This is a genomic window from Nocardiopsis sp. RV163, from assembly GCF_001029525.1.
Lineage (GTDB): Bacteria > Actinomycetota > Actinomycetes > Streptosporangiales > Streptosporangiaceae > Nocardiopsis > Nocardiopsis dassonvillei.
The window spans coordinates 1-10,649 of the sequence record NZ_LEKI01000181.1 but is presented as its reverse complement, the minus strand read 5'-3'; the positions used below and the strand labels follow the sequence as shown (position 1 = coordinate 10,649).

Annotated in this window: 8 protein-coding genes; 1 reads left to right on the top strand and 7 read right to left on the bottom strand. The window is 76.3% G+C overall.

The features are described from left to right. Positions 1-7: 7 nt before the first annotated feature. From ABD54_RS23020 to ABD54_RS23005, 4 genes are all read right to left on the bottom strand, one after another. The gene (locus ABD54_RS23020) at positions 8-1,570 is read right to left on the bottom strand and encodes a hypothetical protein (RefSeq protein WP_047871624.1); all 1,563 of its coding nucleotides are present in this window, start codon (positions 1,568-1,570) and stop codon (positions 8-10) included. Between the two features lie 276 nt (positions 1,571-1,846). Then, on the bottom strand, positions 1,847-3,001 hold the full coding sequence (locus tag ABD54_RS23015; RefSeq protein ID WP_047871623.1) for an AAA family ATPase: 1,155 nt from the start codon (positions 2,999-3,001) through the stop codon (positions 1,847-1,849). Continuing rightward, positions 2,985-3,770, bottom strand: a complete 786-nt coding sequence (locus ABD54_RS23010; protein ID WP_047871622.1) for an RNA ligase family protein — start codon at positions 3,768-3,770, stop codon at positions 2,985-2,987. Before ABD54_RS23010 ends, ABD54_RS23015 begins: the two co-directional genes overlap by 17 nt. 58 nt (positions 3,771-3,828) lie before the next feature. Beyond that, positions 3,829-5,151 carry a DUF2786 domain-containing protein gene (locus ABD54_RS23005; RefSeq protein WP_047871621.1) on the bottom strand — a complete coding sequence of 441 codons (1,323 nt, stop codon included), beginning with the start codon at positions 5,149-5,151 and terminating at the stop codon, positions 3,829-3,831. A 275-nt stretch (positions 5,152-5,426) separates the two neighbouring features. Between ABD54_RS23005 and ABD54_RS23000 the strand changes: the two genes are divergently transcribed. Continuing rightward, positions 5,427-6,929 carry a cytochrome P450 gene (locus ABD54_RS23000; RefSeq protein WP_047871620.1) on the top strand — a complete coding sequence of 501 codons (1,503 nt, stop codon included), beginning with the start codon at positions 5,427-5,429 and terminating at the stop codon, positions 6,927-6,929. 80 nt (positions 6,930-7,009) lie between these two features. Here the strand turns inward: ABD54_RS23000 and ABD54_RS22995 are convergent, their stop codons facing one another. From ABD54_RS22995 to ABD54_RS22985, 3 genes are all read right to left on the bottom strand, one after another. Continuing rightward, positions 7,010-8,227, bottom strand: a complete 1,218-nt coding sequence (locus ABD54_RS22995) for an acetylhydrolase (protein ID WP_047871625.1) — start codon at positions 8,225-8,227, stop codon at positions 7,010-7,012. 152 nt (positions 8,228-8,379) lie between these two features. Further along, on the bottom strand, positions 8,380-9,021 hold the full coding sequence (locus tag ABD54_RS22990; protein WP_047871619.1) for an LUD domain-containing protein: 642 nt from the start codon (positions 9,019-9,021) through the stop codon (positions 8,380-8,382). Further along, complete coding sequence (locus ABD54_RS22985) at positions 9,018-10,445, bottom strand: lactate utilization protein B (RefSeq protein ID WP_047871618.1); 1,428 nt, start codon at positions 10,443-10,445, stop codon at positions 9,018-9,020. The genes ABD54_RS22990 and ABD54_RS22985 overlap by 4 nt, the downstream gene beginning before the upstream one ends. Positions 10,446-10,649 lie beyond the last annotated feature (204 nt).

The window sequence follows — 10,649 nt, the reverse complement described above, 5'->3', positions numbered from 1 at the left end:
ACACCGCTCAGGGGGTGACCGGGGCGGGGCGCAACTGACGGGCGGCCTCGGCCAGGGGCGTACCCAGCGCCCCCTCCGCCAGCAGGTCCAGCACCGCGTCCGAGGCCGGGTGGCCCGTCAGCCACACCGTGCGGACGAACCGCTCCGCGCACCCTGCGTACCTGTCCCGGTCCCGGCCGGGCAGGGGCCCGCCGCCCTCCAGCAGGATCGCGTAGTCGTCCAGCACCGCCCAGACCTCCTGGTGCGACGTTGGCGTCCCCGCGGCCCCGCCGCGCAGCCGCCGGGCCCACCCGCCCAGGACGGGGTGGTGCACGTACAGACCCAGCACCGGTCCCAGGTCCTCCTCCAACGAGGCGAGCACCCGGGCCACCCGCTCACGCAGGCGCCAGGAACCGGGGGCGTCGCAGGCCTCCAACAGGCCGCACACCGCGCTCTCGGTGTCGCGGGCGGCCACCCACCGCTCCAGCAGGCCCTCGGTGTCCACCGGACGGCCGCGCTCCGCCAGGGCGAGCACCTCCTCGGCGTCCATACCGGACAGGGGCGGGGTCAGTGCGAGGTCGGCCCCCGTCTGGCGCAGTTGGCGCACCATGAAGTGGTCGCCGAGGCCCGTGACGCGGAACCGGCCGCCGCCGACACCGCGGACCGCGCCCAGGCCCTCCAGCGTCTCCAGCACCCGGCGCACGTGCTCCACCGGGTCCTCCCCGCGCAGGGCGATCCCGGGTCCGTACACGGCCACCAGTTGCGCGGGCGTGCGTGCGTCCCCGTGCACGAACAGATCGGTGAGCAGCAGGAACGCCGTCACCCCGCGCAGGTCGGTCATGGCCAGCAGGGCGTCGGCCCAGGCGTCGGCGGCCGCCCCCGGCACACCGTCCCGCCAGGCCCGCGCCGCCCGGCCCGGCAGCACCCGGGTGTAGGTGGTGCGCAGCAGACCCGCGTCCCTGGCCACGGCGAACAGCGCGGCCACCCTCGCGGGCGCGATCCCCAGGTCGGCGGCGGCCCCGGCGGTGTCGTCGGCGGTGAGGGCGTCGTCCCCCTCGGCGCACAGGGGCCTTCCCCCGCCCGTCCACGCCGCCAGCCGGGCGGCCTCGGACAGGGGGCGGCACCGGCGCGCCGCCGCGTCCAGGTCGGCCGGGTCCGCCGGGACGACCGTCGGCAGCGCCTCGGCGGTACCGTCCGCGCCGACACCGAGCCGGTCCAGGAGCGGCAGGGCGGCGCTGTCGGTCCGGTCCCCGGGCGGCGGCGGACCACCGGGTGCCAGGTCGACCGTGGCGATGGCGGCGCGCAGGCGGCGCGGGCTCTCCGCGGACAGCAGCCGACCCTGCTCGACCAGGAAGTCGCACCATGTCAGCCAGGTGTCCCTGAGGTTGTCGGGCGCGCTGTCCCAGTCGCGGACGGTACGGGCGATGTCGTGCACGTCGGTGGTGGACCAGTCCCCGGGGTCGGGTGCGCCGGCGTCCATGTGGGCGGCCAGCAGGAAGAGCAGGCTGCCGGTGTCCAGTGCGGGCCGGGGCTCGATCGTTTCGACCCAGTCCAGGCACGCGTTCACGGCGGAGTAGATGCGCTCGGTCATTGACAAACCACCCGAAGTGCCGTGAGCCGCTGAAACGGCATCAGGCTAACCGCGGCGCGCGGGCCCGCGCGGGAGAACGCCGAAATCGCCCTTGGCCCCCGGCGGATCCCACCCGAAGCGGGGGAGTAGGCCGCCTTCGCGCGCCGAAGCACCGGTCCGGGGCCGCCCGGTCCCCGCGGAACCGTCCCGTTCACCGGCCCGGCGCAGGCGCCGCGGAGCAGGCGTCCCGGAGCCGGGAAACCCCGGGCTGTGCCCAAATCCCGGTCCCGCGCGGGCTCAGGCGCCCGTCCACCGGAGGAGCCGGTGCGCCTCGGTCGGGTCCGGGCACTCCCAGCGCCGTACCAGGCGCTCCACCGCGGCGGCCGGTACCGGCGCCCGCCTGCGGTCCAGACGGGCCCGCAGCACCCGGGGCGGGGCCTCGACGGAGACGATCTCCACGCGCGCCCGGTAGTTTGCCGCCACATCCACGCACTGGTCGCGCAGCGAACGCGAGACGTTGGTGGCGTTCCACACGAACGACCGCCCCGCGCGCAGGTGATCGCGTGCGCGCGCGTACGCGGCCGCCGCCACCGGCCGCTGGTCCGCTGTCGGTCGCACGCCCAGCTCGGCGCGCAGCGCGTCCAGGCTCACCACCGGCACGTCCGGCCGCTCGCGAGCGATCCAGGTGTCCTTGCCCGAACCCGGCAGCCCCGACATGACGGTCACCGTCATACGGGTGTCGTCGTGGGCGGCGTAGTCCGGGTCGCGGTCTGGCTTGCGGAAGAACCAGAACCGGGCGTGGTCGGAGGGGAACCCCCTCGGCCGGTCCAGGCACCGCTGCTCCCGGCAGTACTCGCCGTACAGCCCGATGTTCTCCATGACCTCCGCAGTGTCGCCGCAGCGGCGGCCCAGGATGTCGGCTGTGGCCAGGAGCACCAGGTCGTCGTTGCGCGCCACCAGGCTCACCCGGAACGCGATGCGGCGCAGGTCCGGCCGCTCCAGCGCCCAGAACGGCACCTGGTGGTGGCGCACCAGGGCCGCCACGTGCTCGCGCCAGCGCACCGCCTCCAGCGCGGAGGCGGACGCCCCGGGTTCGGCCGCGGCCTCCCACAGCAGCCGACGCGCCAGGAGGTCCCCGCGTCGGGAGTGGCCGTGCGCGGTCACCCGGCCGTCCTCCCCACGGCGGGTGCACAGCGGTTTGGCGACGTCGTGCAGCAGCACGGCGGCGAACAGCCGCTCCCGCTCCGCGGCGGGGCGGGACCGCCACGCGGGCAGCCCGGCCAGCGCCTCGCACGCCATGCGGGTGTGCGTCTCCACGTCCCCCTCCGCGTGGTGCACCGGATCCTGTTCCACCCCGGCCAGGTCGCGCACCCACGGGAGGGCCTCGCGCACCCGCGCCCAGTCCAGGTCCCAGCGCGGCGGCGCCGGGCACAGCTCAGCGAACACCCGCATAGAGCACCTCCGGGTCGGCCAGCCCGTTCGCGATCAGCGGCCGGTCCAGCCAGTGCGTTCCCGAGTCCAGGACGGCGGAGGTGAACCCCGGGCGCACCCACTTGTACCGGTCCACCGTGCGGTCTCCCTCCTCGACCTTGACGTAGAGCCCCTCCATGAGATCGGAGCAGTCGCTCTCGGCCAGGGCGCGGCCGGGGTCGGCGCCCGCCGCCCGCGCCGCCTCGGCCAGGGCCCCGCGCCAGCGGGGGGTGCGGCAGGCGGAGGGGCCCACCAGGCGGATCAGGTCCGCCAACCGCTCCAGCGGGCCCGTGTGGAGCACGGGCACCGACACCACCGGGGCGCCCTCCAGCAGCTCCCGGCGGCGCGGCGTGGACAGGAACGCGTCCTCGCGTGTGTCGAGGACGTCGAACTCGCAGAACAGGTGCGGCAGCGCGTCGTAGAACACGGTGTGCTTGGCGTACAGCCACTCCCCGTACAGCACGTACCGCTCGCCCAGACGCGGCCGCAGCAGCGGAGCCACGGTCGCCGCCCAGGCCTTGAACGGGGCGAAGTGCCGCTCGCGGGGGCCGCCGGTGAGGTAGTGGCCCCGGCTCTGGAGGCGCAGCCCGCCGCCGGGGCCGAAGCTGATCCCGGCGTTGGCGCCGTCCAGCTTCTCCTCCACCACCAGGTGGCGTCCGGCCAGCGCGGAGAAGGGCACGGCCGCCAGGCCGTGGTCGCCCCTCTGGAGGCGGGAGCCCCGGATATGCCGGGTCCGCGGGTACTTGCGCATGGCCACGGTTGTACAGGTTCGTCCGGTCGTGCGGCCACCGGTTTTCGCGGCGGCGGGCTCAGCGGTCGGCGACGCGGCGGTGCGCGCCCAGGGACGCGGCGTCGGCCGCCGCCAGGCCCTCGTACCAGCCGTCCTCGCTGGCGGGCCCGCGCACCCGCGAGTAGGTCAGCTCTCCGAAGGCCTCGGCCACGGCCGCCTCCACCTCGCGCTCGCGCGCGGCGAACACCGGAACCAGGTCCGTCCCCGTCTCGGCCGCGGCGGCCTCCTCGGCGGCGTGCGCCGACTCCGCCAGCCGCTCGCCCACCCGCACCGCGAACGCGGACATGAACGAGGCGCGAAAGGCCTTGCCCGCCGCTCGGCCGGACCGGTCGCGCACCGAACCGCTGGCCCGCATCGCCGTCTCGGCCTGCACCAGCAGCGACGTGAACATCAGGTCCACCGCCTCCACGTCCCCGGGGAAGCCCATCACGGTGCACAGCCTCAGATCCCGGTCCCACACGGCCCGGCAGTGGTTGGCTTCGGCGACCTCGTGCAGCAGCACCGCCTTGTGCTCGTCGTAGGGCGCGTCCACCGGCAGCCGCCGCCCCGAGGCGGCCTCCGGCGCCTGCCCGGGTTCCTCGGCCAGCAGGGCGCGGTCGATGCTGTGCCGTGCCATCAGCTCCTGCGCGCGGGCGCTCAGCGCCTCCGCCTCGCTGGGGAAATCCGTGGACTCGGCCTTGGCCAGCAGCGCGCGCACGCGGGCCAGCTTGCCCTGGTCCACCGCCTCCGGGGTCCGCGCTGCGCCCTCGGGCCGCGGGCGGAACTCACCCGGCGGCGGGCACAGCCGGTGCAGCGGGGGCAGCACGCGCAGCGCGGCCAGCAGCCGCAGCGCCGTCTCCACCGCCTCGAATCGCAGCAGCCCGTGCCCGGCTCCCACGTGCGACAGGTAGTCTCCGCTGCCGCCCCAGGACGCGGCGGCCCCCAGTTCGCGCACCTGCGCGGTCCAGCGCGGGTCCACCGCGGCGGGGGAGTGGCGGTCGAGGTCGGCCGTCACCGCGTCGGCGCACACCGCCGCCGCCACCGGGTCCAGCACCCGGCCCGCCTGGCGGACCGTCTCGGCGGGCTGCCACCCGCGCGCCCAGGCCGAGGCCACCCCCGCCAGCAGGGCGTCGCGGACGGCGCGGTCCGCCGCCCCGGCCAGCGCCGGGTCCTCGGCGTCGGCCAGCCGAGCGGCGGCCAGGTCCACGCCGCCGCCCTCCCGGCCGAGCACCAGCGCGTCGACCGCCTCCGAGACCACCCGCTCGGGGGAGTCGCCGGGCGCGGGACCGGTCCAGGGCCGGGCGCCCTGCCCGGCCGTCCGCCGGTCCCCGCCGCGCTGTCGCCCGCGGCCCTTCTTGCCCACGTGGTCCTCCGTTCGGCGCTGGTGTGCGACCAGCAGGCCATCCTACCGACCGGCGGGTCCGCGGCGGGCGGGTGCGAGTCCCGGGGGAGGAAGGGGCGCGAACGTCACCGGTGCGCCGACACCTGCTCCTCTGGGCGCCGTGAGAGGTAACCCCGCCTTGGCCCTCCGTGTCACCGGGTGCCCCGTCCGGAAAGGCGGAGCTTTCCTGTCCGAAGCACGGCGGAAACACGGGGCGCGTACCGTCGCCTCGCATCCGCAGCCACTGAGGAGTCTCCATGCGCCAGGGAACCGGGACCGACGGCCGCGACGACCCCCCGGCAGCGGGGCCCGGCGGCGCCCGCTGCCCGGTCGCCCTCCCCCCGCACGGGAGCACCGGCGCCGACGCGCCCTGGGACGCGCTGCGCGACCGCCACGGCGGCCTCGTCCCGGTCGAGGTGGGCCCGGGCGTGCCCGGATGGCTCCTGCTCGGCTACCGGGAGAACCTCCAGGCCCTGCGCGACCACACCCTCTTCTCCGCCGACCCGCGCCCCTGGGGCGCCGGACACGCAGCGCCCGCCCGCAGCGCCGCCCTGGCCCGCGACGGCGGGGAGCACCGGCGGCTGCGCGCTGCCCTCGTCGACACCCTGGCCGGGGTGGGCACGCCCCGTCTGGTCCCCGTCGTCGAACGCGCCGCCGTGCACCTGCTCGGCCGGGTCGCGGCCGACGGCGCCGCCGACCTCGTCGGCGGGTTCGCCGCCCCGCTGCCCGCCCTGGTCCTGAACGAGCTCTTCGGCCTGCCCGACGCCTACGGCCGCCTCCTGGCCGACCTGGCCCCGAGGCTGTGGAGCGGCGAACCCGACCGGGCCGGTCCCGCCGCCGCCGCGGTCCGCTCCTACTTCGCGGGCCTGGTCGCGCGCAAGCGCGCCGACCCGGGGCAGGACCTGGCCAGCTCGCTGCTCGCCCACCCCTCCGGGCTCACCGACGACGAGGCGGCGGGGGCGCTGGCGCTGCTCTGGGAGTCCGGGCACGAGCCCACCACCCACCTGATCGGCAACGCCCTGTTCCGGCTGTTGGACGACCCGGCCGTGTGGACCGCCTACCTGGGCGGCACCCTCACCCCTGAGGACTTCATCGACTACGTGATGTGGACCGACTCCCCGATCCGCGTGCTCGGCGGGCGCTACCCGGTCGCCGACCTGAGCTTCTCCGGGGTCCGCGTCCGCAGGGGCGAGCCGCTTCTGCTGGGGCTCGCCTCCGCGCACGCCGACCCGTCGGTGGCCCGCGGCGACGACGCGATGGCCCGGGCCGGCGACCGCTCCCACCTGTCCTGGGGCGCGGGTGCGCACCGCTGCCCCGCCACCGGCCTCACCCGCGAGCTGGCGCGCACCGCCATCGACACCGCCGTGGACCGGCTGCGCGGCATGGTCCTGGCCGTCGATCCCGAGGACCTGCGCTGGCGCGACTCCGTGGCCGTGCACGGACTGGAGGAGCTGCCGGTGCGGTTCACCGCCACCGGGGAGCGGGTCGGGCCCGGGGAGCCGGTGCGCGAGCGCGCCCCTGTGCTGCGGCGGCTGCGCAGGAAGCGCGGGCCCGCCCCGCGCGGGGCGCGCTACCAGGCGCCCCTGGCTGGGGAGGACGGCGAGCTGGCACGGGAGGAGCGGCCCGTGCCCGCTTCCGCCCCGCGACCCCGCAGGGTCGCGCGCGGCGCCGGGGCCCGCTACCAGGCACCGTTCGCGCCGGAACGCTCCGACCCCGACGCCCTGGAGCGGCTGCTGGCGTCCTGGCGGCCGCGGGACTGACCGGCCGCGCGGGCGGCCGGAGGCGTTCGAGCGCGCACCACCGCGACCAGCCGCGGTGCCGACGGCCCGTCCCGCGTCGGCTACCCCTCGTCGGGCTCGACCACGACCAGTTCGGGGTGGAAGGCCCCGGGGTCCTCCAGCAGGGGCTGGTCCCCGCCGCGCAGGTGGTGGTCGAAGAACGCCAGGCTGTAGGTGCGCACCAGCTCCAGGCCGCGCTCGACGCCGACGTCGCCGAACACGGCCCGCCACTGCTCGGGGGTGAGGACGCCGGTCAGGCCGAGCTGCTCCATCAGCACGCCCCGGTCGATGCTGTTGGAGTGCCCCGAACCGTCGAGGCGGATCCACTGCCGCCAGCCCTCCAGGCGGGGCCACATCTGCTCGACGCCGTCCCAGGTGTTGCCCTGGTCGTTCTCGATCAGCGCCAGCGGCTTGTCCAGCCCCTCCTCCACCGCGGGCGCGTAGTAGGGGCCGTCCAGGTTGATCCCGGCGTCCACCCGATCCTCGGCGCGGAGCGTCTCGGCGGTGGCCGTGCCGCCCCAGGAGTGCCCCGCCATCCCGATCCGGGAGGCGTCGATGACCCGCGACCACCGCCACGCCGGGTCGGGGCCGGTGAGCCGGTCCAGGAGGAAGGAGACGTCCTCGGCCCGGTTGGTCGCGCCCAGGGCCCACTCGCCGCTCTGGCACCCGGTGCACTCGGTGACCAGCCCGTCGGGGAACTCCACGGGCGCGGCCTCGTGGGCGTGGTCGACCCCGGCCACCACGAAGCCGTTGCTGGCCAGTTCCTCGGCCAGCGAGGACAGCTCGATCCGGTTGTGCCCCGCGCCGGGGGACAGGACCACCAGCGGGAACCCGTCGCGGGCGCGCGCGGGCGGCACGTCCAGGCGGGAGGAGGTGCGCACCCCGCTGTGCAGGAGGTCGGCGGGCAGCTCCAGGCCGAGCTCCGCGACCATGGCGGCGGACTCGGCCTCGGTCATGTACGGCGCGGGCCGGCCCGCGTCCGCCCGCGCCGGGTACCACAGGGTGACCATCAGCTGGCGGGGCCCGCCCACCCACACGTCCTCGCGCTCCCCGTCCACCAGGTGCAGGGTCGTCCTGCCCACCGGGTGGTCCCCGGTGGGCTCGGGCAGGGCGGCCCGGAGGTCGTCGGCGGAGGCGCCGGAGGGGCCGGTGTCGGCCGCGGCCGTTCCGGACGCGGCCAGGGAGAGCGGCAGCGCCAGCGCGGCGGCCGCGGCGAGCGCGGTACCGGACCGGAGCGCGCGCGAGGAGGCAGGGGCGGAGGGGTGCGGTGAAGGGGGCATGGTGTCCCGTCGTTCGGTGCCGTCGTGGTCACCGCCCACGCTAGGGAGGGCGACCCGCCCGGCGCCATCGGGACCTCCACCCCCCTGCCCCGGGGGTGTCCCGGAGGAGGGGGGTGGGGGAAGCCCCATCCCTGGGGCTCCCACCAGCGGGTTCAGGAAGCGGGTTCGACCAGCAGCACCTCAAGTGTGCGCGGGCCGTGCACCCCCTCCACCCGGTTCAGCTCGATGTCGCTGGTCGCGGAGGGGCCGCTGATCCAGGTGAGCGGGCGCGACGGGTCCAGGAGCCGGACCGCCTGCGGAACCCCGTCCACCACCTGGTCGGCGCGCACCACGCACAGGTGGTAGTCCGGCACCAGGGTGACGGCCCGGCGCCCCTGGCCCGGCCCGCCGTCCAGGACGATCGTGCCGGTCTCGGCGACGGCCACCGCGCAGCCGGTGACCACCCCGTCCACGCCGGTGAGGTCGGCGACCGCCAGCGGCTCCCCACGCGAGTCGGGCAGCCGCTGGGCGGAGGCGTGCGCGAACCACTCCGGCGGCGCGTCCGCCGGGACGACCACCCGCCGCGCCCCCCGGCGCTCCAGCGCGGCGGCCACCTCTGCGGCCACGCGGTCGGCGCCCACCCGGCGCACCAGCGCGCGGTAGTCCAGCAGCCGGTCCTCCAGCACCTCCAACGAGGGGCCCGCGTCGTGGCTGTCGGCGTAGCCGCGCCCCGCCTCCCGCACCGGCGACTCGTCGGCGGGCACGTCGGCCAGCGCCCTCCTGACCCTGGCCAGGATCCGCTCGCGGCTGCTCATCGGCCCTCCCTCCCGCGCCTGTCCCACCACTGGCGGAAGGACTCGGCCGGGACGTCGGGCACGTCCCTGGTGTCGGTCCAGGCCCCCGCCAGGCCCGGCAGGTGGCGCGGGACCGCGCGGCGCCCCAGCCCCGCCGCCCGCTGGACCGCGCGCAGCGTCCGCGGGGAGGACAGCACCGCCTCGGCACCCGCCATGAGCGCCTTCTCGCCCGCGTGCCCGGAGCGCTCCACGACCTCCTCGCGCAGGTGCACCAGCACCTCGGGGATGTCGATGGCCACCGGGCACACCTCGTAGCAGGCCCCGCACAGCGAGGACGCGTAGGGCAGCGCCTCGTCCACCGGCGAGGACATCCCCCGCAGTTGCGGGGTGAGGATCGCGCCGATCGGGCCCGGGTAGACCGAACCGTAGGAGTGCCCGCCGGTGCGCTCGTAGACCGGGCAGGTGTTCAGGCACGCCGAGCAGCGGATGCAGCGCAGCGCCTGGCGGCCCACGGTGTCGGCCAGCACGTCGGTGCGGCCGTTGTCCAGCAGCACCAGGTGGAACTCCTGGGGCCCGTCCCCCGGCGTCACCCCGCTCCAGGTGGAGGTGTAGGGGTTCATCCGCTCGCCGGTGGAGGAACGCGGCAGCAGTTGGAGGAACACCTCCAGGTCCGACCAGGTCGGCACGATCTTCTCGATGCCGACCACGGAGATCAGCGTCCGGGGCAGGGTCAGGCACATGCGCCCGTTGCCCTCCGACTCCAGCACCACGAGCGTGCCGCTGTCGGCCACCGCGAAGTTGGCCCCCGAGATCGCGGTGCGGGTGCGCAGGAAGCGTTCGCGCAGGTGCACGCGGGCCGCCTCGGCCAGCGCCCGGGGGTCGTCGGTCAGGCCCCGGGGCGCTGGCACGCCCCACTCGGCCATCTGCTCCAGGAAGATCTCGCGGATCTGGGCGCGGCCCAGGTGGATGGCGGGCACCAGGATGTGCGAGGGAAGGTCCTCGCCCAACTGCACGATCAGCTCGGCCAGGTCGGTCTCGTAGGCCGTGATCCCGGCGGCGGCGAGGGCGTCGTTGAGCTCGATCTCCTGGGTGGCCATCGACTTGACCTTGACCACGTCGGTCTCGCCGGTGTCCCGGACCAGCCGGGTGACGATCTCGTTGGCCTCGGCCGCGTCCGAGGCCCAGTGCACCCGTCCGCCCGCCCGCTGGACGGACTCCTCCAACTGTTCCAGGTAGCGGTCCAGGTGGCGCAGGGTGTGCTCCTTGACCGCCGCGCCCTCCGCCCGCAGGCGCTGCCAGTCCTCGTGCAGCTCGTCGACGACGGCGGCGCGCTTGTCGCGGATGGTGTGCGTGGCCCTGCGCAGGTTGTGCCGCAGCCGGGCGTCGTGGACCGCGCCCGCGGCGGCCTCGGGAAAGGGCGGGATGCCCAGGAACGTCGCGCTCATCGGTATGCGCCCTTCTCGTCGCTTTGGGCCTCCGCTTCGCTTCGGCCCGCCCGTCGTCCGCCATCGCCCGTCGGGGACGCCGCGCGTCGGGACGGGCTACCGCCCCCAACGGACGCCTGCGGCGCGGTGTCTTCCTTGCTCGGGCGCCCTGTGAACGGGAACCTCCGGCGCCTTCGGCGTATTCGCCCGTGCCCGCCCCTCACC

What these genes read in the sequence shown, in the direction of transcription:
- ABD54_RS23020 (WP_047871624.1), bottom strand. Translation starts at nt 1,570, where the DNA reads ATGACCGAGCGCATCTACTCCGCCGTGAACGCGTGCCTGGACTGGGTC.
- ABD54_RS22985 (WP_047871618.1), bottom strand. Translation starts at nt 10,445, where the DNA reads ATGAGCGCGACGTTCCTGGGCATCCCGCCCTTTCCCGAGGCCGCCGCG.
- ABD54_RS23010 (WP_047871622.1), bottom strand. Translation starts at nt 3,770, where the DNA reads ATGCGCAAGTACCCGCGGACCCGGCATATCCGGGGCTCCCGCCTCCAG.
- ABD54_RS22990 (WP_047871619.1), bottom strand. Translation starts at nt 9,021, where the DNA reads ATGAGCAGCCGCGAGCGGATCCTGGCCAGGGTCAGGAGGGCGCTGGCC.
- ABD54_RS23015 (WP_047871623.1), bottom strand. Translation starts at nt 3,001, where the DNA reads ATGCGGGTGTTCGCTGAGCTGTGCCCGGCGCCGCCGCGCTGGGACCTG.
- ABD54_RS22995 (WP_047871625.1), bottom strand. Translation starts at nt 8,227, where the DNA reads ATGCCCCCTTCACCGCACCCCTCCGCCCCTGCCTCCTCGCGCGCGCTC.
- ABD54_RS23000 (WP_047871620.1), top strand. Translation starts at nt 5,427, where the DNA reads ATGCGCCAGGGAACCGGGACCGACGGCCGCGACGACCCCCCGGCAGCG.